We start from the raw sequence: 26729 nt of genomic DNA on the forward strand, positions 1-26729 counted from the left end.
CTACAACCTACCCCCGAGCACACCGCCGATACCGCCCTCTCCCGCTTCCTTCGCGTTCATCGAATCGCGAAGGAACGAAATTCTAGTGAGCGGAATCGAGGAGCGCAAGCGCTTTCTCACATGAACGTCACCGATGCTTGAAAACCGGCTTACGCTTTTCAACAAACGCCGCCATGCCTTCCTTCTGATCCTCCGTCGCGAACAGAGAATGGAACAGACGCCTCTCGAAATGAACACCTTCTGCGAGCGTTGTCTCGTAAGCGCGATTAACAGCCTCCTTGGCCATCATCACGGCGGGCAGCGAGAAGCCGGCGATGATCGTCGCCGCTTCGACGGCCTCGTCCAGAAGGCGATCCGCCCCGACGATGCGCGACACCAGCCCCGCCCGTTCGGCCTCGCTCGCGTCCATCATGCGCGCAGTCAGGCACATATCCATCGCCTTGGCTTTCGATACAGCGCGCGGCAAGCGCTGCGTGCCGCCCGCTCCCGGAATCACGCCGAGCTTGATCTCGGGCTGACCGAACTTGGCCGTGTCGGCGGCGATGACGATGTCGCACATCATCGCGAGTTCGCAACCTCCGCCGAGCGCAAAACCCGCGACCGCGGCGATGATCGGCTTGCGAATCGTGCGGATCGTTTCCCAGTTACGCGTGATGTAGTCGCCCTTGTAGACATCCATATAGGAGTAGCCGGCCATCATGCCGATGTCCGCACCCGCCGCGAACGCCTTTTCGCTGCCGGTCAGCACGATTGCGCCGATGTCTCCATCGGCGTCGAATGCCTTGAGCGCGACGCCAAGTTCGTCCATCAGCGCGTCGTTCAGCGCGTTCAGCGCTTTCGGACGATTCAGCGTAATCAGTCCGACCCGACCACGCGTCTCGACCAGCAGATTCTCGTAAGCCATTCGCTCCTCCTTGCGATCCTCAGGTAAGCCCTAATGAAAAGTCATTCGTCACTGCATCTTGATAATGCTACCATCACCAACCAACCGGTCGGTTAATTATTCGGCCTGGCACCTTTCCCTCGTTCTTCTCTTCTCGCGACCATGACACATCCGCTATTCACGAAGCACGAAGCGACGCTCGACAAAGCGCTCGCAGCCATCGAAACGCGCGGCTACTGGAGCCCGTTCGCCGAAATGCCGAGCCCCAAAGTGTACGGGGAAACGGCCAGCGCCGATGGAGAGGCAGCATTCAAAGCTCATCTCGGCAAGACTTTCGAACTCGATCAGCCTTCGACGGGCGAAACGGTCGGGAAGGAGCGTTCGCCGTTCGGCATCGCGCTGGACGTCCGCTATCCGAAGGCCGATCCCGACGCGCTGACTCAAGCTGCGGCCAAGGCGCAGTCCGCCTGGCGCGCCGCCGGCCCGCAGGCTTGGGTGGGCGTGAGCCTCGAAATCCTGTCGCGCCTGAACCGCGCCAGCTTCGAGATCGCGTACGGCGTGATGCACACGACCGGCCAGGCATTCATGATGGCATTCCAGGCCGGTGGCCCGCACGCGCAAGACCGGGCGCTGGAAGCCGTCGTCTATGCGTGGGACCAGCTACGTCGCATCCCCGCCGAAGCGCACTGGGAAAAGCCGCAAGGCAAAAATCCGCCGCTCGCGATGCAAAAGCGCTTCTCCATCGTCCCGCGCGGCACGGGGCTTGTGCTCGGCTGCTGCACGTTTCCGACCTGGAACGGCTATCCCGGCATGTTCGCCGATCTCGCAACCGGCAACGCCGTCATCGTCAAGCCGCACCCCGGCGCGATCCTGCCGCTCGCGATCACCGTGCGAATCGCGCGTGAAGTGCTTCGTGAGGCCGGCTTCGATCCGAACGTCGTCACGCTCTTGGCCACCGAACCCAACGACGGCGCGTTGGTCCAGGAACTCGCCTTGCGTCCCGAAATCAAGCTCATCGATTTCACGGGAAGCACGCAAAACGGCACCTGGCTCGAGCGCAACGCGCATCAGGCGCAGGTCTACACCGAGAAGGCGGGCGTGAATCAGATCGTCATCGATTCCGTGGACGACATGAAGTCCGCCGCGCGCAACATCGCCTTCTCACTCGCCCTCTACTCCGGTCAGATGTGCACCGCGCCGCAGAACATCTACGTGCCGCGCAATGGCATCCGCACCGCCGAAGGCCAACTGAGCTTCGATGACGTCGCGAAAGCGCTCGCGGGCGCCGTCGAAAAACTCGCATCCGATCCGGCCCGCGCCGTCGAGCTCACGGGAGCGATTCAGAACGATGGCGTCGTGGAACGCGTCACCGAAGCGCGCAAGCTCGGCGACATGCTGCTCGACAGCCAATCTCTCACGCACCCTGCGTTTCCCGAAGCCCGCGTTCACACACCCCTCATGCTCAAGCTCGACGCGCGCACCGACGAAGCGAAATTCACCAAGGAATGGTTCGGCCCGATTTCGTTCGTCATCGCGACCGACTCGACCGCGCAATCGCTCGAACTCGCCGGGTCGATCGCGCGCACGCACGGCGCCTTGACGTTCTCGGTCTACAGCACCGACGACAAGGTGATCGAAGCCGCGCACGAAGCAGCCATTGAAGGCGGTGTCGCGCTCTCGATCAACCTCACCGGCGGCGTCTTCGTCAATCAGACCGCGGCGTTCTCCGACTTCCACGGCACGGGCGCGAACCCCGCGGCCAACGCAGCGCTTTCGGATGCAGCTTTCGTCGCGAATCGCTTCCGAGTAGTGCAAAGCCGCGTCCATGTTGCACCGAAGGCCGCGTCGGCGGAAGCTGGCCAGACGGCATAAGCCAATCGACACAAACGATCCAAAGGCCGGATCGCCGTGCAAACGGCTTACGCGATTCGGCCTAATGGAAAGCTCGCGGTCGCGCGGCTAGTATCGGATGCAAGGAATGGCGGCGAGCATGCGCCGCCGCAGCCGGATTCGTCGAGAGAGGAAATGTAATGACAGAGAAGTCCGTGTTCTTTCACGTCGATGTCGAGACGCGCGTCGCGACGTTGACGCTCAATCGCCCCGACAAACTGAACAGCTTCACGCGCGAGATGCATCGCGAGTTGAATCAGGCGCTCACTGAAATAGAAGCGGGCAATGCGCGCGCGCTCGTCATCACCGGCGCGGGTCGCGGCTTCTGCGCGGGACAGGATCTCGCGGATCTGGATTTCACGCCTGGCTCGATGTCGGATCTGGGCGATCTCATCGACGAGCACTTCAATCCGCTCGTGCGCAGGCTTCAGGCTTTGCCGATGCCGGTCATCGCGGCAGTGAACGGCACGGCCGCTGGAGCCGGCGCGAATCTCGCGATGGCGTGCGACTTCGTCGTCGCGGCGCGCTCGGCCAGCTTCATTCAGGCATTCGTGAAGATCGGCCTCGTGCCCGATTCGGGCGGCACATGGCTGCTGTCGCGCCGCGTCGGTGAGGCGCGTGCGCTCGGGCTCGCGCTGACGGGCGAAAAACTCAGCGCCGAGAAGGCGGAGGCGTGGGGCATCGTGTGGCGCGTCGTCGACGATGCCGAGCTGCAGCAAGCGGCCGCGCAACTGGCCGCCCAACTCGCGCAGCAGCCGGCGCGCGCGGTCGTCGCGATCAAGAAAGCGATCCGCGCGAGCGCGAACAGGACTTTCGACCAGCAGCTCGATCTCGAACGCGATCTTCAGCGCGAGCTCGGTGCGTCGCCGGATTACATCGAAGGCGTCGCCGCGTTCAAGGAGAAGCGCGCACCGCGCTTCGAAGGTCTGTGAGAACCGAATCGAACTGGAGATATCTGTGACGCCACAACAACTCGCGGAAGCCACGGCGAAAGCCATGTACGAAGCGGACGCATGCTCGCGCGCGCTCGGCATCGAGCTGATCGAAGTCCGGCCCGGCTATGCGCGTCTGCAAATGGACGTGCGCCCCGACTTTCTGAACGGCCATGCGATTTGCCACGGCGGCCTGATGTTCACGCTGGCGGACTCCGCGTTCGCGTTCGCCTGCAACTCGTACAACATCAGCACGGTCGCGGCGGGCTGCTCGATCGAGTTTTTGCGGCCCGTGCAGGGCGGCGATCGCCTGACTGCCGAAGCGATCGAGCAAACGCTGAGCGGGCGCACGGGTATCTACGATATCCGCGTGACGAATCGCGAAGGCGAGCCGGTCGCGATGTTCCGCGGCAAGTCGGCTCAGATAAGAGGCAACGTAATTCCCGTGTGACGGACTCGTTCATATAACGGACGCGGCATCTAAAAGCCGCGCCGCGTAGTCAGCATCAAGGAGACAGCAATGACCACATCGCTGCCGCTCGACCCGATCGAGAAGGCGAGCCGCGACGAACTCGCGGCGCTGCAGCTCGAGCGTCTCAAATGGACGCTCAAGCATGCTTACGAGAACTCGCCGGTTTATCGGCGCAAGTTTGACGAAGCAGGCGTTCATCCGGATGACGTCACGTCGCTCTCGGATCTTGGCCGTTTTCCGTTTACGACCAAGAAGGATCTGCGCGACAACTATCCGTTTGGCATGTTCGCGGTTCCGCAGGAGCGGGTCTCACGCATCCACGCGTCATCGGGGACGACGGGCAAGCCGACTGTCGTCGGCTACACGGCGCAGGATCTGGACAACTGGGCGAACCTCGTCGCACGCTCCATTCGGGCGGCCGGCGCACGTCGTGGCGACAAGGTGCACGTGAGTTACGGCTACGGCCTCTTCACCGGCGGACTCGGCGCGCACTACGGCGCCGAGCGCGCGGGACTCACCGTCATTCCGTTCGGCGGCGGCCAGACGGAGAAGCAGGTGCAGCTGATCCAGGACTTTCGGCCGGACATCATCATGGTCACGCCGAGCTACATGCTGTCGATCGCCGATGAACTGGAGCGCCAGGGCATCGATCCGGCAAGTTGCTCGCTGCGCATCGGCATTTTCGGCGCGGAGCCGTGGACGAACGACATGCGCCGCGCGATCGAAACGCGCATGGGCATCGACGCCGTCGACATCTACGGACTCTCGGAAGTAATGGGGCCGGGCGTGGCATCGGAATGCGCGGAGACCAAGGACGGCCCGACGATCTGGGAAGATCACTTCTATCCCGAGATCATCGATCCGGAAACCGGCGAGGTGCTGCCGGACGGCGAATTCGGGGAACTCGTGTTCACGTCGCTCACGAAGGAAGCGCTGCCGATCATCCGCTATCGCACGCGCGATCTGACGCGCCTTCTGCCCGGCACCGCTCGCACGATGCGACGCATGGAGAAGATCACCGGCCGCTCCGACGACATGATGATCGTGCGCGGCGTCAATGTTTTCCCGACGCAGATCGAGGAGTTGCTGCTCAAGCGCCCGGTACTCGCGCCGCACTATCAGATCGTGCTCACCAAGGAAGGCCCGCTCGACGTACTCACGCTGAATGTCGAGCCTTGCCCCGAATCCGCGCCGGATGTGACCGCGCTCGAAAACGCGAAGTCCGCGCTCGCCTATGACATCAAGGCGCTGATCGGTGTGAGCGCCGTGGTGAACGTGCTCGCGGTGAACGGCATCGAACGATCCGTCGGCAAGGCGCGGCGCGTGATCGACCGGCGCAACGTCGCGTCGTGAAGCAAAAAGCTCGCGAGCCATGATGGCCGCGAGCTTTTTGTGAAGCTGCCGGGAAACCGGCGATATCAGGATTTGGGCAGCAACAGCCACATCCTGCCGCCCTGCTTCATGCGCCCGGCGAGATCGCCGGCATCGTCCCCCAGTCCCCAGAAATAGTCCGCGCGCACACCGCCTTTGATCGCCGAACCGGTGTCCTGCGCGAAAACGAGGCGATTCATCGGCTGATTGCTGAGCGGACGCGTGGTCTGCAGGAAAACGGGCGTGCCGAGCGGAATCGCCGACGGATCGACGGCAATCGAACGCTCCGGCGTCAACGGCACGCCGAGCGCGCCGACGGGACCGTCGCCGAGACTTGCGGACATCGTTTCGTTAGCGGGCATCTCGCGGAAAAAGACGAAGCGCGGGTTCACGTCGAGCAGTGCGTCGACGCGCGCCGGATTCGCCTTCGCCCATGCTTTGATGCCTTGCATCGTCGCCTGTGCGGGCGTGAGTTCTCCGCGATCGAGCAATTCCTTGCCGATCGAGCGATACGGCTGGTTGTTGGTGCCGCCGAAGCCGACGCGCATCACGCTGCCGTCTTCCATGACGACGCGCCCCGAACCCTGCACCTGCAGAAAGAACGCTTCGATCGGATCGTCGACCCACACGAGTTCGTTGCCGTTCAACGCGCCCGAACGTTCGAGCTGCGCGCGCGCGGGAAGCGCCGAACCGGGCTTGTATCGATACGGCCACCGGTACAACGCATACTGATAAATCCCGTGACGCGTGCGCGACCCGCGCAGAAGCGGCTCGTAGTAGCCGGTCACGAGACCGTCGAGCGTGCCGTCGGTGTTGGCGAGCTGAAATGGCGTGAAATAGGCTTCGAAGAAGCTGCGCGCCGCCGACATGTCGAGGTCGTCGAGCCGCTCGGCCGCCGCGCACGCCTTCTGCCAGTTGGCCTGTCGCGAGAGCCGGTTGCAGTTCTGGCGCAGCGCGGCGGTCGCGCCGATCAGCGAATCGTCCTGCCAGCCCGGCACCTGCTGCCAGCTCACCGCAGTCAGGCGCGAAGCGGCGCGCTGTCCGGTGATGATCGGCGTGCCGGTCGCCGTCGCAGGCCCCGGCTTCACGTAATTGCCGCCGCCGCACGAGGCGAGCAGGACAGCGGTTGCAATCGATGCGGCCCAGGCCGCTGCTCGTGCGGCCGGCCGCACGAAGCGCATACAATGCTCGTTCTTGATGGGAACCGCCATGTCTGATCTATTCGACGAATATCCAATGCTTATTTTTGCGCTCGAGTCGCTCGTGGCGCTCGCCTTGCTGATCTTCATCGTCGTATGGACGGCATCGGGCAAGAAGAAGAACCAGAACCGCTCGAACGATCCCGCGAAACGGCGCTGATTCGCGCCGCCTGCCGCTGTTTCGCTCAGTGGAGCGTGCGCGGCATATGCAACGCAAATTCCGCTACGGGCGCTTCGAAGCGCTCGCCGTCTTCCGCCACGCAGAAATACTCGCCGCGCATCGTGCCGACCGGCGTCGCGATCACCGCCCAGCTCGTGTATTCGAACTGCTCGCCCGGCGGCAACAGCGGCTGATGCCCGACGACGCCCAGCCCCTTCACTTCCTGAACGTGATCGTTGCTGTCGGTGATGATCCAGTGCCGCGAGATCAACTGCGCCGCCACCTGGCCGGTATTGCGGATCGTCAGCGTGTAGGCAAATGCGTACTGCCTGCTATCCGGGTCTGATTGGTCCGGCAAATACCGCGTCTCCACGGAAACGCTGAATTCGTACTGGCTCATCGTTGTTCCAATTCCAATTCGATCGGCCGCTTGGCCGCCAGACACGGGCGCGCCGGCGCGCGGCCATTGGTCTGGCATTCTGCTTGATGCGCGCGGCGCCCGCAACACGATTGGCGTCCCGCCGCCACATCCGCGCGCCATCCGTTGGCCATTCGGACGAGGGACTCCGCGGAAAACGCGGGTTAAAATCACGGCTTTAGGTCGCTACCCGCATACGTCCATGGCGCAATTCCACATCGCTCCCAGCATCCTGTCCGCCGACTTTTCCCGCCTCGGCGAGGAAGTCCGCAACGTCGTCGCCGCCGGCGCCGACTGGATCCACTTCGACGTCATGGACAACCACTACGTGCCGAACCTGACGATCGGTCCGATGGTGTGCGAGGCTATCCGCCCGCACGTGGACGTGCCCATCGACGTGCATCTGATGGTGCGCCCGGTCGACCGCATCGTGCCCGATTTCGCGAAGGCCGGCGCCAATGTGATCAGTTTTCATCCGGAAGGTTCGGATCACATCGACCGCACGCTGTCGCTGATCCGCGATCACGGCTGCAAGGCGGGCCTCGTTTTCAATCCCGCCACGCCGCTGATCTACCTCGATCACGTAATGGACAAGGTCGATCTCGTGCTCATCATGTCGGTGAATCCGGGTTTCGGCGGGCAGTCGTTCATTCCCGAGGCGCTCAACAAGGTGCGCGAGGCACGCGCGCGCATCGATGCGTATCGGGATCGCACGGGGCGCGAAATCCATCTGGAAGTCGATGGCGGCGTGAAGGTCGACAACATCGCGGAAATCGCGGCGGCAGGCGCGGATTCGTTCGTCGCGGGATCGGCCATTTTCGGCAAGCCCGACTACAAGGCGGTCATCGACGCAATGCGCGCCGAACTGGCGAAGGTGGAATCTGGAGCGAAAGCATGAGTGAGATCGCAGCGGCGCAATCGCCCTTCGTGAATCGTCCGATCCGCGCGGCGATCATCGACCTCGACGGCACCATGGTCGACACCGCCGACGACTTCGTCGCGGCACTGAATGCAATGCTTGCGCGCATCGCCATCGAACAGCCGGTCACGCGCGATGAAGTCACGGGCTATGTCGGCAAGGGTTCGGAGAATCTGATCCGCAGCGTGCTCGCCGTGCGGCTGTCGCCGTCGCAGGCGGTCGCGCAGTTCGACGACGCGCTCGCGATCTATCAAAGCGAATACGCGAAGGTCAACGGCAAGCACTCGACGCTATTCCCCGAAGTGAGGGAAGGCCTCGAAGCGATGCGTGAAAGCGGCGTCGCGCTGGCATGCGTGACCAACAAGCCGCATCGCTTCGCCGTGGAGTTGCTTGCGCACTTCGGCATTGCGGATTTCTTCAAGGTGATTCTCGGCGGCGACTCGCTGCCCGCGAAGAAACCCGATCCGCTCCCGATGCTCACCGCATGCGAACGACTGGACGTCCTGCCGCGCGAGACCGTGGCGGTCGGCGATTCGGAAAACGACGCGCTTGCGGGCCGCGCGGCTGGCCTCGCGACCTTGACCGTTCCGTACGGTTACAACCATGGGAAGCCTGTACAGTCAGTGAAATCCGATGGTATAGTTTCCTCGCTGCGCACCGCAGCATCGGCGATTGCGGCCACCTTGGCGCCGCCGGACACCACACTGACTGAATAAGTCCATCCATTCATGTTTCTCAACAGAAAACGGAGTCTGAGCAGCATCGACCGGGGAGCCTGGCCCTGGCGTCGCTGGTCGCGCTAACCTCGCCCGAGGTGCGCTGAAGCCGTCATGCGTGATTGCGCTTCAGCATCCGTTTTTTGTTTCGCTGCGCATACCCGCGCCGTTCCCGTTGAATCGTCGTATATCGAACCTCGCTCACCCACGCGTCGTGTAGTGCCGCGAGTCGTCCTGTCCGCTTCCGCAAATCGAAGCGGCGGGGCCGTCGTATGCGATCATCACGAGATTCGACCGACCGCAGCGCCCTGCACTCCCCGATACCGCGCCACCCAGAAAGCGCGCATCGCTCAAGGATCGCAACATGACCGAACTCGAATTCCAATCGCTGGCGAACGAAGGCTTCAATCGCATTCCGCTCATCGCCGAAGCCCTCGCCGACCTCGAAACGCCGCTCTCGCTCTATCTCAAGCTCGCGCAGACCGAGCGCAACGGCGCGAACTCGTTCCTGCTGGAGTCCGTCGTGGGCGGCGAGCGTTTCGGGCGCTACTCGTTCATCGGTCTGCCGGCCCGCACGACCGTGAGCGTGCGAAACGGCAAGACGCAAGTCGTGACCGATGGCAACGTCGTCGAAACGGATGAAGGCGATCCGCTCACGTTCATCGAGCAATATCAAAAGCGCTTCAAGGTCGCGACGCGGCCCGGCTTGCCGCGCTTTTGCGGCGGTCTCGCGGGCTACTTCGGTTACGACGCGGTGCGCTACATCGAGAAGAAGCTCGCGCACAGTGCGCCGCCCGACGATCTCGATCTTCCCGACATCCAGTTGCTGCTGACCGAAGAAGTCGCGGTCATCGACAACCTCGCGGGCAAGCTTTATCTCATCGTCTACGCCGATCCGACCAAGCCGGAAGCGTATGCCAAGGCGAAGCATCGGCTGCGCGAACTGAAGGCGCGTTTGCGCGTGACGGTTCAACCGCCGGTGACATCCGCGAGCGTGCGTACGGAAACGTTCCGCGAATTCAAGAAGGACGATTATCTGAACGCCGTGCGCCGCGCGAAGGAATACATCGCGGCCGGCGAACTGATGCAAGTGCAAGTCGGCCAGCGGCTCATCAAGCCGTTCCGCGACAATCCGCTTTCGCTGTATCGCGCGCTGCGTTCGCTGAATCCGTCGCCGTATATGTACTACTACAACTTCGGCGGCGAAGTGCACGTGGTCGGTGCATCGCCGGAAATTCTCGTGCGTCAGGAAAAGCGCGCCGACGATCGCATTGTGACGATTCGTCCGCTCGCAGGCACGCGCCCGCGCGGCAACACGCCCGAACGCGACGCCGAACTCGCCACCGAACTGCTTAACGATCCGAAGGAAGTCGCCGAGCACGTCATGCTGATCGACCTCGCGCGCAACGACGTCGGCCGCATCGCGCAGACCGGGTCGGTCACCGTGACGGACAAACTGGTCATCGAAAAATACTCGCACGTCCAGCACATCGTGAGCTCGGTCGAAGGCAAGCTCAAGGAAGGCATGAGCAATTTCGACGTGCTGCGCGCCACCTTCCCTGCCGGCACGCTGTCCGGCGCGCCGAAGGTTCGCGCGATGGAACTTATCGACGAACTCGAGCCGATCAAGCGCGGCTTGTACGGCGGCGCTGTCGGGTATCTGTCCTTCAGCGGCGAAATGGATCTGGCCATCGCGATCCGCACCGGCCTCATCCACAAGGGCAATCTCTATGTTCAGGCGGCAGCGGGCGTCGTCGCCGATTCGGTGCCCGAATCCGAATGGCAGGAAACGGAGAACAAGGCGCGCGCCGTGCTGCGCGCCGCCGAGCAAGTGCAAGACGGCCTCGACAGCGACTTCTGAGGAGACAAGACCATGCTGCTGATGATCGACAACTACGATTCCTTCACCTACAACCTGGTCCAGTACTTCGGCGAACTCGGCGAGGACGTGCTCACGTATCGCAACGACGAAATCACGCTCGACGATATCGCGAAGCTCAACCCCGAGCGCATCTGTCTTTCGCCGGGACCGAGCAATCCGCAACACGCGGGCATCACGCTCGACGTGTTGCGTGAGTTTTCCGGCAAGCTGCCGATTCTCGGCGTGTGCCTCGGCCATCAGGCAATCGGCGAGGCGTTCGGCGGACGCGTCGTGCGCGCACAGACGATCATGCACGGCAAGGTGAGCCAGATCGAAACCGACTGTAAAGGCGTGTTCGCCGATCTTCCCAAACACTTCAACGTGACGCGCTATCACTCGCTCGCTATTGAGCGCGAGTCTTTGCCCGACTGTCTGGAAGTGTCCGCGTGGACGCCCGACGGTGAAATCATGGGTGTTCGTCACCGTGAACTGGAAGTGGAAGGCGTGCAGTTCCATCCGGAATCGATTCTTTCCGAGCACGGCCACGCGCTGCTCGAAAACTTCGTGAAAAACTCTTCGACCGGAAAGCGAGCCTGACGACATGACCATCACCGCACAGGAAGCGCTGCAGCGCACGATCGAACATCGGGAAATCTTTCACGACGAAATGCTGCATCTGATGCGCCAGATCATGCGCGGCGAGATGTCGCCCGTCATGGCCGCCGCGATCATCACCGGCTTGCGCGTGAAGAAGGAAACCATCGGCGAAATCGCCGCTGCCGCGACCGTCATGCGCGAATTTGCGAATCACGTCGAGGTGGCGGACAACTCGAATTTCGTCGATATCGTCGGCACGGGCGGCGACGGCTCGCACACGTTCAATATCTCCACGGCATCGATGTTCGTCGCGGCCGCGTCGGGCGCGAAGGTCGCGAAGCACGGCAACCGCGGCGTGTCGAGCAAATCCGGCAGCGCGGACGTGCTCGAAGCCCTCGGCGTGAACATCGATCTGACACCGGAACAAGTGGCCGCTTCCATTGCCGAAACCGGCATGGGCTTCATGTTCGCGCCGAATCATCATCCGGCGATGAAGAACATCGCGCCCGTGCGCCGCGAACTCGGCGTGCGGACCATCTTCAATATTCTTGGGCCGCTGACGAATCCGGCCGGCGCGCCGAATCAGCTTCAGGGCGTGTTTCACGAAGACCTCGTCGGCATTCAGGTGCGCGTGATGCAGCGTCTCGGCGCGAAACACGTTCTTGTCGTGTACGGCAAAGACGGCATGGACGAGGTGTCGCTCGGCGCCGCGACGAAAGTCGGCGAGCTGAAAAACGGCGAAGTCACCGAGTACGAGATTCATCCGGAGGATTTCGGCCTGCAGATGGTGTCGAATCGTTCGCTGAAGGTGCAGGACGCGCAGGAATCGAAGGCAATGCTGCTCGGCGCGCTGAACAACAAGGCGGGCGTCGCGCGCGAGATCGTCACATTGAATGCGGGAACCGCGCTTTATGCCGCGGACGTCGTCGATTCGATCGAAGCCGGCATGGCCGCCGCGCGCGAAGCGATCGAGAGCGGCGCGGCGCGCGAGAAGGTCGAGACGCTCGTGAAGTTCACGCAGCAATTCGCAAAGAAATAACGGAACCCGAACGGAAGCCGACATGAGTGACATTCTGGATCGCATCATCGCGGTCAAGCGCGAGGAAGTCCGCGCTGCCGAACAAAGCGCGCCGCTCGAAGAGCTGAAGCTCGAAGCCAGTTCGCGCGACCTGCGCGATTTCGTCGGCGCATTGCGCGCGAAGCATGCGGCGAATCAGGCGGCGGTGATCGCGGAAGTGAAGAAGGCGAGCCCGTCGAAAGGCGTGCTGCGAGAGGATTTCGTACCCGCCGACATCGCGCGTTCGTACGAAAAAGGCGGCGCCGCATGCCTTTCCGTGCTCACCGACGTGCAGTTCTTCAAGGGTAGCGTCGCGTATCTGGAGGAAGCGCGCGCGGCGTGCAGTCTGCCGGTGCTGCGCAAGGACTTCATCATCGATCCGTATCAGATCATCGAAGCCCGCGCAATGGGCGCGGACTGCATTCTGCTGATCGCCGCCGCGCTCGAACTCTCGCAGATGCAGGATCTCGAAGCCTACGCGCACTCGCTCGGGCTCGCGGTGCTGGTCGAAGTCCACGACGCCGACGAACTGCGCGACGCGCTCACGCTGAAGACGCCGCTCATCGGCATCAACAATCGCAATCTGCGCACGTTCGAAACGACGATCGAAACGACCATCGGCTTGCTGGAGCAGATTCCCGATGACCGCATCGTGGTAACGGAATCCGGCGTTCTGTCGCGCGTCGATGTCGACCGGCTGCGCGCGATGCGCGTGCATACGTTCCTCGTCGGCGAAGCGTTCATGCGCGCCGACGATCCGGGCGCCGAACTCGCGCGCATGTTCTTCTAAATCTCATCGACGGGAACCGCATGGGCATCGAACGGGAATTGAAACTCGCGCTCGCGCCGTCGCAACACGACGACGTGGCGCGCTTCTTCGACGAACGCACCGGCGCGGGCAAGCCGATCGAGCTTGCCAACGTCTACTTCGACACGCCGGACTGCGCGCTCGCGAAGGCGAAATCCGCGCTGCGCCTGCGCCGCACGCCGGAGCAATGGCTGCAGACGTTCAAGACGCTCGGCAAATCGGTGGCTGGCCTGAGCAACCGGCACGAGTGGGAGTTGCCGGTGCAAGGCGAAGCGCTCGAAATCGATGCGCTCATCGCCGCCTGCGACAACGACGCCGCGCGCGAAGCGCTGGAACGCGCCGCGCCGGACCTGATCGCGCTGTTCAAGACCAATTTCAGGCGCATCGTCTGGGACATCGAGCGCGAGGGTTCGCATGTCGAAGTCGCGCTGGATCGCGGCGAAATCACGGCGGACGTCGACGGCACGACGCGTCGCGCGGATATCAGCGAGCTGGAGCTGGAACTGAAATCCGGCGAGGAAAGCGCGCTTTCGATGCTCGCGGCGGAATTGCGCGGCGCGTTTCCCGAGATCGTTCCCGAAGACCTCAGCAAGGCGCAGCGCGGCTATCTGCTACGCGAGCCGCCCGAAGGCAAGAACCGCAACGCATGAATCAGCAGCCTTCCCTTTTCGCGCATAACGAAGCCGCGAACGCGTCGTCGAATTCCACGACGCTCGAAAGTCAGTTCGACGCGCTGCCCGCCGACTGGCGCCGCCATCTGAAGCCGTTCATCGACAGCAAGCATTACGCGGCGTTGTGCGCGTTCGTCGATGCCGAGCGCGCCGCCGGCAAGACCGTCTATCCCGCCGATGTCTTTCGCGCGCTGCGCCTCACGAGTCCTGCCGACGTGAAGGTCGTCATCCTCGGACAAGACCCGTATCACGGCGAGGACAAAGGCGCGCCGCAAGCGCACGGCCTCGCGTTTTCGGTGCCCGCACCCGTGCGCCCGCCGCCGTCCTTGCGCAACATCTTCAAGGAGATTCACGCGAGTCTCGGATTTCCCGCGCCCGCGCACGGTTGCCTCGATTCGTGGGCCAAACAAGGCGTGCTGCTGCTGAACACGTCGCTGACGGTCGAGCGCGATAAAGCCGGAAGCCACGCGAAACGCGGCTGGGAACAATGCACCGACACGCTGATCCACGAAATGGCGCAGCGTCACGATGGCCTCGTGTTCATGCTGTGGGGCGCACACGCGCAGGCGAAGCGCAAGCTGATCGACGACACGCAGAAGGCGCATTGCGTGCTGGAGGCGGCGCATCCGTCGCCGTTGTCGGCGTATCGCGGATTCTTCGGCTGCGGGCACTTCGCGCTCGCGAACGAATATCTGACGAAGCACGGACGCGCGCCGATCGACTGGCGTCTGCCCGCCGAGCCTGAATTGCTCGCCTGAAACGCAAAAAACCCCGCCACGCGGGGTTTTTCTTCGATACGAAAGCGCTTAAACCGCTGCGATCGCCTCACGCGCCGACGCGAGTGCCGCGCCAGCCGCTTCCGGTCCCATGTTCAGGCCTTCGGCGTAGATGAAGTTCACGTCCGTCATGCCGAGGAAGCCGAGGAACGTCTTGAGGAACGGCGTCTGCGAATCGTTCGGCGTGCCTGCGTACTTCCCGCCGCGCGCCGACACCACGTACACCTTCTTGCCCTTCACGAGACCTTCCGGACCATTCGCGGTGTAGCTGAACGTGATGCCCGCACGCGCGATCCAGTCGAAATACGTCTTCAGTTGCGACGAGATGCCGAAGTTGTACAGCGGCGCTGCGATTACGACGATATCCGCGGCTTGCAGCTCGGCGATCAGCGCTTCGCTCTTGGCGTTGATCGCGGCTTGCTCCGCGGTGCGCTGATCGGCGGGCGTGAAGAACGCGCCGAGCGTGGCGTCGTCGAGATGCGGCAGCGCGTCGCCCAGCAGATTGCGCACGACCACCTTCGCGCCCGGATTGCTTTGTTGCAGTTTCGCGGTCAGTTCGTCGGCGAGCAGCGTCGATTGAGCGCCTTGCGAACGGGCGGCGGAGTTGATCTGGAGAATCGTCGTCATGATGGCTTCCTGTCTCTGAGAGGTTCGGGCGCACTCGGCGTCCCGTTAGGAAGCATTCTTCTCATTTCGACCTTCGGGAAAAAGCCGTCAGATCGTGACGGATCGTTGCACCGATAGAACAATCCGCCACATATTCCGGCGATCAGCCTTTCAGCCAGCGCTCGCGCCATTGTTTCGACGGACCCCGACCGTCGATGGCCGTCAGCACGTAACGCGCGACTTCCGGTCCGTCCAGCTTGACCTCGGTGCGGCGCAACTCGTCGCGACGGAACGCGTGCACCTCCACTTTCGCGCCCGGCAGATAACGCGACAGCAGCGCATCGAGATTCGAGCCGTTGACGCGCAGTCCGTCGATCGCGACGAGCACATCGCCCGCCGACAATCCCGCCTTCTGCGCCGCGCTGCCTTCGTGGACGACGGCCAGCGTGCAATCCGCGCCGCCACGCACGCGCGCGCCGAGCGACGGCTTGACCGCCGCGCCGTTGCCCGGCAGATCGGGGGCGAGCGCGATGCCGAACGGCTCGAAAAGCGCATCGAGCGGCAGATCGCGCGTGCCGCGCACGCCGTCGCGGAACAGCGAGCGCAGGTCAGCGCCGGTCGCTTCGGCGAAAAGCGCCTCGACGTCTTCCTCCGCAATGCCGCGCCCCTTGCCGTTGTAAAACTCGCGGCCGTAGCGCTGCCAAAGCAGACGCATCACGTCGTCGAGCGACTTGCGGTTGTCGGTCTGCGCGCGAATCGACAGATCGAACGCCAGCGCGACGAGCGAGCCTTTCTGGTAATAGCTGACGATCGCGTTCGACGCGTTTTCGTCGGCGCGGTAGTACTTCACCCAGGCGTCGAACGAGCTTTGCGCGACCGATTGCTTGAACCGCCCGGAGCCGCGCAGCACGGCGCCGATCGTCTTGCCGAGCAGACTGAAATAATCGCCGGCGGAAATCAGGCCGCTGCGCACGAGCATCAGATCGTCGTAGTACGACGTGAAGCCTTCGAAGAGCCACAAGAGCGTCGTGTAATTTTCCTGCGACAGATCGTACGGCGCGAACGTCGCCGGCTTGATCCGCTTCACGTTCCACGTATGGAAATACTCGTGGCTGCACAGGCCGAGATACGTGCGATAACCCTCGGTCGTTTCCGGGCGGCCCTGCACCGGCAGATCCGTGCGATTGCAGATGAGCGCCGTCGATGCGCGATGCTCCAGCCCGCCGTAACCATCGCTGACGGCGACGGTCATGAACACGTAGCGATCCATCGGCGCTTTCTTCGTGCGCGGCTCGAAGAGCGCGATCTGCGCTTCGCAGACGCGCTTCAGGTCGGCGGCGAGCCGGTTCATATCGAGATTGACGACGCGCCCCGAAATCACGATGTCGTGCTTCACGCCGTGCGCGCTGAAACTGCCGAGCGCAAATTCGCCGAGCGTGACCGGATGGTCGACGAGTTCGTCGTAATTCGCCGCTTCATAGGCGCCGAAACCGTAGCGCTTCGTGCCGCGCGCTTCTGAAAGCGCCGTCGCGACGCGCCAGTTGCGATACGCGCCGCCCTGCGGCGGTTCGATATCGACGACGCACGGCGCGCCCGACTGCCCTTCCACCGCGAGGAACGTGCTCGTGCCGTTGAAGAAGCCGACGGTGTCGTCGAGATGCGCGGCGCGCACCGACATGTCCCACGCGTAGACCTCGTAGCGCAGGGTGATCGGGCCGTCGGTCGGCGCCGCTTGCCACGCGTGCTTGTCGATCTTTTCGATGGCGATCTTGCGGCCCGCCGCGTTGAACGCCTGCAGCGTCACGATGTTGCGTGCGAACTCGCGGATCATGTAGCTGCCCGGAATCCAGACCGGCAGCATGAAGCGCTGGCCGGCCGGATCGGGAACGGCTACGGTCAGCGTCACTTCGAAGAGATGCGCGGCGGGATTTTTCGGAACGATGCGGTAGCGGACGGGCTGCACCGTTTGCAAAAGCGTAGTCATCTCGATGTCCTTTGTTCTTGTTCTGGGCGCGTCGATCTTGAACGAACCGCGCCCGGCGCCTTGCTTGTTTACGCTGCGCTTTCGGAAAAGCAAGGCCGTAAAAACACAGGAGGCGCATGACGCGCCTCCCTTCTTCGTTTCGGACCGCGCTCAGCGCACGGCGGACAGTTCCTTTTCGAGCCGGTCGGCGGGCACGGCGCCTGGCAGACGCCGGCCATCGACGAGGAATACGGTCGGCGTGCCGGTGACGTTCATCGCGCGGCCGAGCTTTAGATTCTTGTCGATGGCGGTCGTATCGCACGATGCCGACGCGGTCGGCGCCTTGTGATCGAGCATCCAGCTTTCCCACGACACACCGCGATCCTGCGCGCACCAGATCGACTTCGACTTGGCCGTCGAATCGGGCGAGAGCACCGGATACAGGAAGGTGTAGACCGTCACGTTGTCGATCGACTTCAGCGTCGATTCGAGTTGCTTGCAGTACGGGCAGTTCGGATCGGAAAACACCGCGATCTTGCGGCTGCCGTTGCCCTTCACGACCTTCACCGCGTTCTCGAACGGCAGCTTCGCGAAGTCGATCTTGTTGGTTTCGGCAAGCCGCGCCTCGGTCAGGTTCTTGCTGTTCCGTGTATCGACGAGATCGCCGATCAGCACGTAATTGCCGCTCGCGTCGCTATACACGATCTGCGAGCCGAGATTCACCTCGTAGAGACCGGGAATCGGCGTCTTTTCGATGCTCTTGATGGTCGCGTCGCCCATGCGCGATTCGAGCGCCGACTTGAGCTTGTCGGTGGTCTGATCGGCCTGCGCCGAACAGCCGACGCCGAGCGTCACGGCGAGCGCCGCGGCCGTCGCCAGGGCCAGTCTGAGGGTGGTTTTCATGCGGTTTCCTGTGAGTCGTGCGGCATCGCGCCCGAGAAAGTGAGATTGTTTCAGCCGAGCGCCGCCGAGACGAGCCAGCGCTTGATGAGCGGCTGCGCGCCGACGAACGCCATGCCGGTGTTGCGGACCGCGCGCGCGAGCGTACCCGGCACGGCGAAAAGCCGCTGCAGGCCGTCGGTCGCGAACATGAGCTTCTGGATGTCTTCACGGCGCGCGCGTTCGTATCGGCGAAGGAGGATCGGATCGCCGAGATCGCGGAACGACTCCTTGTTCGCGATGACGTCCGCGAGCGCGGCGACGTCGCGCAGGCCGAGGTTCATGCCCTGCCCCGCGAGCGGATGAATCAGATGCGCGGCATCGCCGACGAGCGCAACACGCGGCGCGACGAGTTTGTCGACGGTTTGCAGCCCGAGCGGAAACCCTTGCGCCGGCGTCACGCAATCGAGCGTGCCGAGCTGGTTTTGCGTTGCCGTTTCGACTTGCGCGGCGAGTTGCGCCGGATCGAGCGCGAGCAGTTCGTCGGCGTGTTCGGTGCGCGCGGACCACACGAGCGAAACGTGATCGCCCGGCAGCGGCAAGAGCGCGATGATTTCGGTATCGCGGAACCATTGGTACGCCGTTTCGCCGTGCGGCTTTTCGGCCTTGAAATTGGCGACGACGCCCGTCTGCCGATAATCGCGCCGATTCATCTTCGCGCCCATTTGCGCGCGCACCCACGAATGCGCGCCGTCCGCGCCGACGATCAGATCCGTCTCCAGCATTTCGCCGCTCGCGAGTGCAATGTGCGCGGCGTCGGATTGGACCGTCATGCCCTGCGCGCGCGATTCGAACCACGACAAGCTCGGCGAAAAGCGCAACGCGGCATCGAGCGATTGCTCGATCAGCGACGATTCCACGATCCACGCGAGCTGCGGCACCGACGCCTGAAACGCCGAGAAGTGCAATTCCGCGTGGGCATCGCCGAACACGCGCATGTCGAAGACGGGACCGAGCCGCGAACGATCGAGCGCCTGCCAGACGCGCAGACGCTCCAGCAGCGCCTGCGAGCTCGACGACAGCGCGTAGATGCGCGAATCGAACGCCGCGCCCGGCGGCAGGCCAGCCGCGCGCGACGCGACGAGCGCGGTGCGCAGCCCGGATTGCGCGAGCGCGAGCGCCGCCGTCTTGCCGACGAGCCCGCCGCCGACGACGATAGCGTGAAATTTCAGTGGATGCGGAGTCATCCGGGCATTATAGCCGTGGGGTTCGAACGGGTTTGCGAGCCGGCGGCGGCGCTTGCCCGCGACGGTGCGGCGGTACAATAGCGGTTTGCCTGGCCGCCGCACGCGGCCGTAGCGTGGCGGGCGGTTCTCGCCCGCTCATTGCGCACCTTTTTGACGAAACCCGCGCGGTCCGCGCCGTCTTACCAGTTCGAAGGATTCCATGAGCCTCCAATGCGGCATCGTCGGCTTGCCTAATGTCGGCAAGTCCACTCTTTTCAATGCGTTGACCAAGGCGGGCATTGCCGCCGAAAACTATCCGTTCTGCACGATCGAGCCGAACGTCGGCGTGGTCGAAGTGCCGGACGCGCGCCTCAACGCGCTCGCCGAAATCGTGAAGCCCGAGCGCATCCTGCCGGCGGTCGTCGAATTCGTCGATATCGCGGGGCTCGTCGCCGGTGCGTCGAAAGGCGAAGGCCTCGGCAATCAGTTCCTCGCGAACATCCGCGAAACCGACGCGATCACGCACGTCGTGCGCTGCTTCGAGGACGAGAACGTGATCCACGTCGCGGGCCAGATCGATCCGATCGCGGATATCGAAGTCATCAATACTGAACTCGCGCTCGCCGATCTGGCGACGGTCGAAAAAGCGCAGGCGCGCTATTCGAAGGCGGCGAAGTCGGGCAACGACAAGGAAGCGATCAAGCTCGTCGCCGTGCTGGAAAAAGTGCGCGCGCAGCTCGATCAGGCGAAGCCGGTGCGCGGCCTTTCGCTGACGGAAGAAGAACTGCTGCTCATCAAGCCGTTCTGCCTGATCACGTCCAAGCCGACGATGTACGTCGCGAACGTGAAGGACGACGGCTTCGAGAACAACCCGCATCTCGACGCGGTGCGCAAGCATGCGGAAGCGGAAAACGCGCCGGTGGTCGCGGTGTGCGCGGCGATCGAAGCGGAAATCGCCGATCTCGACGATGCCGACAAGCTCGAATTCCTCGCCGACATGGGCATGGACGAGCCGGGCTTGAATCGCGTGATTCGCGCGGGTTTCAAGCTGCTCGGCTTGCAGACGTACTTCACGGCGGGCGTGAAGGAAGTGCGCGCGTGGACGATTCATATCGGCGATACGGCGCCCCAGGCGGCGGGTGCCATTCATACGGATTTCGAGCGCGGGTTCATTCGCGCGCAGACCATCTCTTTCGATGACTACATCGCTTATAAGGGCGAGCAAGGGGCGAAGGAAGCCGGGAAGATGCGCGCCGAAGGGAAGGAGTATGTCGTGCACGACGGGGATGTCATGAATTTCTTGTTTAACGTCTGACGCGCGACGTAAAGAAACGTCAAAGCTGCTTGCCTCGCGAAGCGGAGTGTCTTTTCATGGACACTCCGCTTTTTTCTTGCGCGGACCAGACAGCGCAGCAACGCTGGGATCGACAAAAACAACGAGAGACAACCACAAGATGCAGAGACACGCACTGCGCGCATTCACAGCTTTCACGCTGATCGCGGCGAGCTTGCTCGCAACGTCCGACGCCTTCGCCTATCGCGGCAACCCGTACCAGTATCAACCGCAGCCCGACGAGTCCGATCTCGACAACCACGGTCATTACGTCAACCGCGACGGCAACGTCGTCCACTCGCCCGCGCGCACGCGCTCCGGCGCCGTCCCCGCGGGCGCGACCGCGCAATGCCGCGACGGCTCCTACAGCTTCAGCCAGCATCACAGCGGCACATGCTCGCGGCACGGGGGCGTAGCCGCCTGGCAATGACCGCCTCCACCGCGAAGTACAATGCCACCTAATCCCGCCTGCGCGAAACGCCACGGCGGGAACGCGCGAATCCGCGCCACCGAACATCCTCGCGCGCCGAACCGGGCGCCCCGCATTCATCCATCCAGCTAGGACAACATGGCCCAATACGTCTTCACCATGAACCGCGTCGGCAAGATCGTCCCGCCGAAGCGTCAGATCCTGAAAGACATCTCCCTTTCGTTCTTCCCCGGCGCCAAAATCGGTCTGCTCGGCCTGAACGGTTCCGGCAAATCGACGCTCATCCGCATCATGGCGGGCGTCGACAAGGACATCGAAGGCGAAGCCACGCCGATGCCCAATCTGAACATCGGCTATCTGCCGCAGGAGCCGCAGCTCGATCCGCAGCAGACCGTGCGTGAAGCCGTCGAAGAAGGTCTCGGCGATGTCTTCCTGGCGCAAAAGAAGCTCGACGAAATCTACGCCGCCTACGCCGAACCCGACGCCGATTTCGACGCGCTCGCCGCGGAACAGGCGAAGTACGAAGCCATCCTCTCGACGAGCGATGGCGGCAGCCCCGAGCAGCAACTCGAAGTCGCCGCCGACGCGCTGCGCCTGCCCGCGTGGGACGCGAAAATCGAACATCTGTCGGGCGGCGAAAAGCGTCGCGTCGCGCTGTGCAAGCTGCTGCTGCAAAAGCCCGACATGCTGCTCCTCGACGAACCGACCAACCACCTCGACGCCGAATCCGTCGAATGGCTCGAACAGTTTCTGACGCGCTATCCGGGCACCGTCGTCGCGGTGACGCACGATCGCTACTTCCTCGATAACGCCGCCGAATGGATTCTCGAACTCGACCGCGGACACGGCATTCCGTGGAAGGGCAACTATTCGAGCTGGCTCGATCAGAAGGAAGACCGCCTGAAGCAGGAAGAGGCGAGCGAATCCGCGCGTCAGAAGGCGATCAAGAAAGAACTCGAATGGGTGCGGCAGAATCCGAAGGGACGTCAGGCGAAATCGAAGGCGCGTATCGCGCGATTCGAGGAACTCAACAGCCAGGAATACCAGAAGCGCAACGAAACGCAGGAAATCTTCATTCCGGTCGGCGATCGCCTCGGCAATGAAGTCATCGAGTTCAAGAACGTCAGCAAGGCGTATGGCGACCGCCTGCTCATCGACAACCTGAACATGAAGATTCCGGCGGGCGCGATCGTCGGCATCATCGGGCCGAACGGCGCGGGTAAGTCCACGCTCTTCCGCATGCTGACCGGCAAGGAGCAGCCGGATTCGGGCGAAATCGTCAAGGGACCGACGGTCAAGCTCGCGTACGTCGATCAGAGCCGCGATGCGCTCGCCGCCGACAAGACCGTCTTCGAGGAAATCTCCGGCGGCGCCGACGTCCTCACGGTCGGCAAATACGAAACGCCGTCGCGCGCGTATATCGGCCGTTTCAACTTCAAGGGCAGCGATCAGCAGAAACTCGTCGGCAATCTGTCCGGCGGCGAGCGCGGACGTCTGCATCTGGCGAAGACGCTCATCGCGGGCGGCAACGTGCTGCTGCTCGACGAACCGTCGAACGACCTCGACGTCGAAACGCTGCGCGCGCTCGAAGACGCGCTGCTCGAATTCGCCGGCTCCGTGATGGTGATTTCGCACGACCGCTGGTTCCTCGACCGCATCGCGACGCACATCCTCGCGTTCGAGGGCGATTCGCACGTCGAATTCTTCGACGGCAACTATCAGGAATACGAGGCCGACAAGCGCAAGCGTCTCGGCGAGGAAGCCGCGAAGCCCAAGCGTCTGCGTTACAAGCCGATCACGCGCTAACGTCTGACGAAAGAGCCTATGCGGGGGCGCGCACCGACATCAGGCGTAAAAGTGGCGACTGTGTAGGGCGCAGTCGCCACTTACTTTTTCGAGCGACGCTTTCCAGTAAGCCGACACGGAGACACACGCAGATGGCGGGATCGAGCGCGCGGCGGGGAGCGCTTTGGGCAATCGGAATCGTCGTGGCGCTCGTCGTCGTGGTGATCGGCGGCTGGTTTTTCGTCGTCCATCAGATGAAAGAGCGGATCCTCGAGACGCTCGGCCCGAACGGTTCGGTGGAAGAGATCGACGTCGGCTTCGGGCACGTCACGCTCTCGCGCGTGCGGCTGCGCGGCCCGAAAGACTGGCCAGCCGGCGACGCCATGCGCGCGGAGCGCATCGTGCTCGACGTCGACATGCAATCGCTCATCTCGAGGCCGATTCACCTGCGCAGCGTGAGCGTCGACAACTACTATCTGTCGATCGTCCGCTCCGCCGATGGCCGCGTACGCATCCTGCCCGGCCTCAAGGAAACCGCGCGCGAAGCCGACGCCCGGCCCGACAGCAAGGAACGTCAGGAGCACGCGCAAGAAGAAAAAATCATCGATCGCGTGTCGTTCGAGCGCGGCTCGATGGAGTTCTTCGACGGCTCCGTGCAGAACCCGCCGTATCGCGTGCTGATCGGCGATGCGCGCGCCACTGTCGATCATCTGCATCTGCCCGCGCTCACCGAGCGCACCGAGCTTTCGATGACCGGTTCCATCAAAGGTCCGTCGCACACGGGCAACGTCACGTGGGGCGGCTGGATGATCATCGCCAACAAGGATTCGCAGACGCGCGCGACGCTGCGCAACGTCGATGTCGCGACGCTCGATCCGTATCTGCTGAAGAAGGCCGGCGCAAAGGCGGCGGTGACAGGCGGCACCATCGACATGACGATCGATGCAACCGTGAAGAATTACCGCATTCACGCGCCCGGCACGTTGACGCTGAATCATCTGCAGATCAGCGATACCGGCAACGCGCTCGACACCTTTCTCTCGATTCCGACGAAAGCCGCGATCGCCGCGCTCAAAGACCGCAAGGAACAGATCAAGCTCGACTTCACGCTCGAAGGCGATCTGCGCGATCCGAAATTTTCGCTGAGCGAGAGTCTGTCGAAGAAGCTCGCGGCGGGATTCGCGAAGGCGCTGGGCGTCAGCGCTGAAGGCGTCGCGCGCGGCGCGGGCGATACGGTTCGGGGAATCGGCAACGCGCTGAAGAACCTGCTCGGGCAATAGCGCGTCGCCTTCTCGCTTTACTTTCAGATCGGCAGATTCAGCGCGCGCAGCTTCGTTTCGGTTTCCAGCGCGCCGGTGTAGTGAACGCCGTGCCAGCCGAGCGCCGTCGCGGCTTGCGCGTTCATCGGGTTGTCGTCGATGAACACGAGCTCGTTCGGCTGAACGCCCGGCAGATGCCGTTCGATTTCCGCGCGCATCAAACCGAAAATCTGCGGATCAGGCTTCACGAGGCCCACGCGCCCTGACACGACGATCTCGCGAAACTTCCGCAAGACGTCGAAGCGTTCCCACGCATACGGAAACGTCTCCGCCGACCAGTTCGTGAGGCCGAAGAGCGGCACGCCCGCCGCTTCGAGCCGGTCGACGAGCGCCACGCCCTCTTCCAGCACGCCGGACACCATTTCCGGCCAGCGTGCGTAGAACGCGCGGATCAGCGCTTCGTGCTCGGGATAGACGGCGATCAGTTCGGCGGTGCCGTCCTCGATGGTCTGCCCGCCGTCCTGTTGCACGACCCATTCCATCTTGCAGACGTTGTCGAGGAACCAGCGGCGCTCGGTGTCGTCTGGAATCAGATGCTTGTAGAGATATTCGCGATTCCAGTCGATCAGCACGCCGCCGAAATCGAATACGACTGCCTTGATGGTCATTGCTCGCTGCTCCGTGGGTCAGATCGCCTTGGTCCGCTCTTCGAGCCATGCCAGCGCCTTGCCCGTCACATGCGGCGACACGCGGCGCCGCACGGTTTCGTGATACGCGTTGAGCCACGCGCGTTCGTCTTCGCGCAGCAACGACACATCGATGCAGCGCGCGTCGATCGGACAAAGCGTCAGCGTTTCAAATTCGAGGAAATCGCCGAATTCGGTCTTGCCCGCCGCCTTGTTCATCACGAGATTCTCGATGCGGATGCCCCACTTGCCCGGCCGATAAATGCCCGGCTCGACCGACGTGATCATGCCCTCTTCCATCGCCGTCCACGGTTCGGCGGGCGCGTAGTGCGAAATTACTTGCGGGCCTTCGTGCACGTTCAGGAAATAGCCGACGCCGTGTCCCGTGCCGTGGCCGTAGTCCGCGCCCGCTTCCCAGATCGGCGCGCGCGCGATCGAATCGAGCATCGGCGAACGGATGCCGCGCGGAAAACGCGCGCGCGAAAGCGCCATCGTACCCTTCAGCACGACGGTGAAATCGCGCTTGTGCTCGGCCGTGATTTCGCCGATCGGCACGACACGCGTGATGTCCGTGGTGCCGCTCAGATATTGGCCGCCCGAATCGATCAGCAGCAGACCGTTGCCTTCGATGACCGCATGCGACGCTTCCGTCGCGCGGTAATGCGGCATCGCGCCGTTCGCGTTGAAGCCCGCGATCGTGCCGAAGCTCAGCGTGACGAAACCCGGGCGGCGCGCACGCGCGGCAGTCAGCTTCTCGTCGATGGTCAGTTCCGTGATGCGCTCGCGTCCCAGCGCCGCCTCGAACCACGCGAAGAATTCGGCGAGCGCGGCGCCATCCTGCTCCATCGTCGCGCGGATCTGCTTTGCTTCCGCCGCGGTCTTGCGCGACTTCGCGAACGTCGACGGATTCACCGCCTCGACGATTTTCACCGCCGACGGCACTCTCTCCAGCAAGCCGTGCGTGATTCGGCGCGGGTCGATCAGGAGCGTCGCGCCCGCGGGCAGCGACGCGAGCGATTCCGATGCGGCGGCGTACGGCGCGACGCGCACGTTGTCGCGCGACAGCGATTCGACGAGCGCGCCCGGAATCTTGCCGTCCGCGACGAAAATCGTCGCATCGTCGAGACCGATCAGCGCGTGCGCGACGAAAACCGGGTTGTAGCTCACGTCGCCGCCGCGCAGATTGAAGATCCACGCGAGATCGTCGAGTGTGGAAACGAAGTGCCATTGCGCGCCTTTGGCACGCATCGCGTCGCGCACTTGCGCGAGCTTGTCCGCGCGAGCGACGCTCGCATTCGGCGCCGCGTGCTCGTAGACGGCCGCCTCCGGCAAGCCGGGACGCGCGGGCCACACGGCATCGAGCAGATCGACATCGGTGCGTAATACGATGCCGCGCGCACTCAGCGCATCGGACAGTGCACGCGCCGCCGCGACGCCGAGCACGGTGCCGTCGACGGCGACCGTCGCGCCCGATGCGACGTTTTCAGCGAGCCAGTCGACGTGCGGCGCGGTCTGCTGCCCGCCCATCATCTTCATGAGCACGATGCCGGTGCCGGCGAGTTGCGTCTCGGCTTGCGTCCAGTAGCGGCTGTCGACCCAGACGCCCGCGAAGTCCGCCGTCACCACGAGCGTGCCGACCGAGCCGGTGAAGCCCGAAAGCCACTGACGCCCTTGCCAGCGTTCCGGCAGATATTCGGAAAGATGCGGATCCGCCGATGGAATCAGCACGGCGGCGAGCTTTTCGCGCGCCATCTGGCCGCGCAACGACTCGATGCGGCTCGCGAACATGGCGGGTTCCGGAATGGCTGAATCTGCAATGCGATCGTTCATGA

Annotated in this window: 26 protein-coding genes; 17 read left to right on the plus strand and 9 right to left on the minus strand. The window is 63.4% G+C overall.

What is annotated here, in order from left to right; all coding sequences use genetic code 11:
* Window positions 1-127: 127 nt before the first annotated feature.
* Entirely contained in the window at window positions 128-904 is a 777-nt protein-coding gene (locus NCR93_RS11975) for an enoyl-CoA hydratase (RefSeq protein ID WP_008344444.1), read from the minus strand.
* A gap of 141 nt (window positions 905-1045) precedes the next feature.
* Between NCR93_RS11975 and paaN the strand changes: the two genes are divergently transcribed.
* From paaN to paaK, 4 genes are all read left to right on the plus strand, one after another.
* Window positions 1046-2755, plus strand: a complete 1710-nt coding sequence (paaN, locus tag NCR93_RS11980; protein ID WP_008344442.1) for a phenylacetic acid degradation protein PaaN — start codon at window positions 1046-1048, stop codon at window positions 2753-2755.
* Between the two features lie 158 nt (window positions 2756-2913).
* The gene (gene paaG / locus NCR93_RS11985; protein ID WP_008344440.1) at window positions 2914-3705 is read left to right on the plus strand and encodes a 2-(1,2-epoxy-1,2-dihydrophenyl)acetyl-CoA isomerase PaaG; all 792 of its coding nucleotides are present in this window, start codon (window positions 2914-2916) and stop codon (window positions 3703-3705) included.
* 64 nt (window positions 3706-3769) lie between these two features.
* Window positions 3770-4156: a hydroxyphenylacetyl-CoA thioesterase PaaI gene (gene paaI / locus NCR93_RS11990; protein WP_235366211.1), complete on the plus strand. Its 387-nt coding sequence runs from the start codon at window positions 3770-3772 to the stop codon at window positions 4154-4156.
* 69 nt (window positions 4157-4225) lie between these two features.
* Window positions 4226-5530, plus strand: a complete 1305-nt coding sequence (paaK, locus tag NCR93_RS11995; protein ID WP_008344438.1) for a phenylacetate--CoA ligase PaaK — start codon at window positions 4226-4228, stop codon at window positions 5528-5530.
* Window positions 5531-5595: 65 nt separating this feature from the next.
* Here the strand turns inward: paaK and mltA are convergent, their stop codons facing one another.
* Window positions 5596-6759, minus strand: a complete 1164-nt coding sequence (gene mltA / locus NCR93_RS12000; protein WP_502799851.1) for a murein transglycosylase A — start codon at window positions 6757-6759, stop codon at window positions 5596-5598.
* Between mltA and NCR93_RS32115 the strand changes: the two genes are divergently transcribed.
* Window positions 6758-6907 (plus strand): hypothetical protein, encoded by a 150-nt coding sequence (locus tag NCR93_RS32115; protein ID WP_033536109.1) that lies wholly within the window; start codon window positions 6758-6760, stop codon window positions 6905-6907. The genes mltA and NCR93_RS32115 overlap by 2 nt on opposite strands.
* 25 nt (window positions 6908-6932) lie before the next feature.
* Here the strand turns inward: NCR93_RS32115 and apaG are convergent, their stop codons facing one another.
* Window positions 6933-7307, minus strand: coding sequence for a Co2+/Mg2+ efflux facilitator ApaG/CorD (gene apaG, locus NCR93_RS12005; RefSeq protein ID WP_008344432.1), 375 nt, complete (start codon window positions 7305-7307; stop codon window positions 6933-6935).
* Between the two features lie 220 nt (window positions 7308-7527).
* On the opposite strand from apaG, the gene rpe reads away from it, so the two are divergent.
* The 8 genes from rpe (at window position 7528) to NCR93_RS12045 (ending at window position 14712) form a co-directional block, all read left to right on the plus strand.
* A complete protein-coding gene (gene rpe, locus NCR93_RS12010; RefSeq protein WP_008344430.1) occupies window positions 7528-8223 on the plus strand; it encodes a ribulose-phosphate 3-epimerase in 696 nt (231 codons plus the stop codon).
* Complete coding sequence (locus tag NCR93_RS12015; RefSeq protein WP_008344428.1) at window positions 8220-8960, plus strand: phosphoglycolate phosphatase; 741 nt, start codon at window positions 8220-8222, stop codon at window positions 8958-8960. The genes rpe and NCR93_RS12015 overlap by 4 nt, the downstream gene beginning before the upstream one ends.
* A 364-nt stretch (window positions 8961-9324) precedes the next feature.
* Complete coding sequence (trpE, locus tag NCR93_RS12020; RefSeq protein WP_008344426.1) at window positions 9325-10821, plus strand: anthranilate synthase component I; 1497 nt, start codon at window positions 9325-9327, stop codon at window positions 10819-10821.
* A gap of 12 nt (window positions 10822-10833) precedes the next feature.
* Window positions 10834-11418: an aminodeoxychorismate/anthranilate synthase component II gene (locus NCR93_RS12025; RefSeq protein WP_008344424.1), complete on the plus strand. Its 585-nt coding sequence runs from the start codon at window positions 10834-10836 to the stop codon at window positions 11416-11418.
* A gap of 4 nt (window positions 11419-11422) precedes the next feature.
* The gene (trpD, locus tag NCR93_RS12030) at window positions 11423-12457 is read left to right on the plus strand and encodes an anthranilate phosphoribosyltransferase (RefSeq protein ID WP_008344422.1); all 1035 of its coding nucleotides are present in this window, start codon (window positions 11423-11425) and stop codon (window positions 12455-12457) included.
* A 22-nt stretch (window positions 12458-12479) separates the two neighbouring features.
* Window positions 12480-13265, plus strand: a complete 786-nt coding sequence (trpC, locus tag NCR93_RS12035) for an indole-3-glycerol phosphate synthase TrpC (protein ID WP_008344421.1) — start codon at window positions 12480-12482, stop codon at window positions 13263-13265.
* A 20-nt stretch (window positions 13266-13285) separates the two neighbouring features.
* A complete protein-coding gene (locus NCR93_RS12040) occupies window positions 13286-13933 on the plus strand; it encodes a CYTH domain-containing protein (protein WP_250478878.1) in 648 nt (215 codons plus the stop codon).
* On the plus strand, window positions 13930-14712 hold the full coding sequence (locus tag NCR93_RS12045) for a uracil-DNA glycosylase (protein ID WP_250478879.1): 783 nt from the start codon (window positions 13930-13932) through the stop codon (window positions 14710-14712). Before NCR93_RS12040 ends, NCR93_RS12045 begins: the two co-directional genes overlap by 4 nt.
* Window positions 14713-14760: 48 nt before the next feature.
* Here the strand turns inward: NCR93_RS12045 and NCR93_RS12050 are convergent, their stop codons facing one another.
* The 4 genes from NCR93_RS12050 to NCR93_RS12065 form a co-directional block, all read right to left on the minus strand.
* The gene (locus NCR93_RS12050) at window positions 14761-15357 is read right to left on the minus strand and encodes an FMN-dependent NADH-azoreductase (protein ID WP_008344416.1); all 597 of its coding nucleotides are present in this window, start codon (window positions 15355-15357) and stop codon (window positions 14761-14763) included.
* Between the two features lie 142 nt (window positions 15358-15499).
* On the minus strand, window positions 15500-17299 hold the full coding sequence (locus tag NCR93_RS12055; protein WP_008344414.1) for a M61 family metallopeptidase: 1800 nt from the start codon (window positions 17297-17299) through the stop codon (window positions 15500-15502).
* A gap of 171 nt (window positions 17300-17470) precedes the next feature.
* A complete protein-coding gene (locus NCR93_RS12060; RefSeq protein ID WP_008344412.1) occupies window positions 17471-18202 on the minus strand; it encodes a DsbC family protein in 732 nt (243 codons plus the stop codon).
* 50 nt (window positions 18203-18252) lie between these two features.
* Window positions 18253-19425: a UbiH/UbiF family hydroxylase gene (locus NCR93_RS12065; protein ID WP_008344411.1), complete on the minus strand. Its 1173-nt coding sequence runs from the start codon at window positions 19423-19425 to the stop codon at window positions 18253-18255.
* Window positions 19426-19624: 199 nt separating this feature from the next.
* Between NCR93_RS12065 and ychF the strand changes: the two genes are divergently transcribed.
* The 4 genes from ychF to NCR93_RS12085 all read left to right on the plus strand — a co-directional run bounded on the left by ychF (window position 19625) and on the right by NCR93_RS12085 (window position 24232).
* Window positions 19625-20719 carry a redox-regulated ATPase YchF gene (ychF, locus tag NCR93_RS12070; protein ID WP_008344409.1) on the plus strand — a complete coding sequence of 365 codons (1095 nt, stop codon included), beginning with the start codon at window positions 19625-19627 and terminating at the stop codon, window positions 20717-20719.
* A gap of 139 nt (window positions 20720-20858) precedes the next feature.
* Window positions 20859-21167 carry a DUF3761 domain-containing protein gene (locus NCR93_RS12075; protein ID WP_008344406.1) on the plus strand — a complete coding sequence of 103 codons (309 nt, stop codon included), beginning with the start codon at window positions 20859-20861 and terminating at the stop codon, window positions 21165-21167.
* Window positions 21168-21305: 138 nt separating this feature from the next.
* On the plus strand, window positions 21306-22973 hold the full coding sequence (gene ettA / locus NCR93_RS12080) for an energy-dependent translational throttle protein EttA (RefSeq protein ID WP_008344405.1): 1668 nt from the start codon (window positions 21306-21308) through the stop codon (window positions 22971-22973).
* Between the two features lie 131 nt (window positions 22974-23104).
* Window positions 23105-24232 carry a DUF748 domain-containing protein gene (locus tag NCR93_RS12085; RefSeq protein WP_008344403.1) on the plus strand — a complete coding sequence of 376 codons (1128 nt, stop codon included), beginning with the start codon at window positions 23105-23107 and terminating at the stop codon, window positions 24230-24232.
* Window positions 24233-24255: 23 nt separating this feature from the next.
* On the opposite strand, the gene NCR93_RS12090 is transcribed toward NCR93_RS12085, so the two are convergent.
* Together NCR93_RS12090 and NCR93_RS12095 are read right to left on the minus strand one after the other, a co-directional pair.
* Window positions 24256-24879: an HAD family hydrolase gene (locus tag NCR93_RS12090; RefSeq protein WP_250435229.1), complete on the minus strand. Its 624-nt coding sequence runs from the start codon at window positions 24877-24879 to the stop codon at window positions 24256-24258.
* 18 nt (window positions 24880-24897) lie between these two features.
* Window positions 24898-26685, minus strand: a complete 1788-nt coding sequence (locus NCR93_RS12095) for an aminopeptidase P family protein (protein ID WP_502799595.1) — start codon at window positions 26683-26685, stop codon at window positions 24898-24900.
* Between the last annotated feature and the right edge of the window lie 44 nt (window positions 26686-26729).

The sequence above is a fragment of the Caballeronia sp. ATUFL_F1_KS39 genome (genome assembly GCF_023630985.1).
Taxonomy (GTDB): Bacteria; Pseudomonadota; Gammaproteobacteria; order Burkholderiales; family Burkholderiaceae; genus Caballeronia; species Caballeronia zhejiangensis.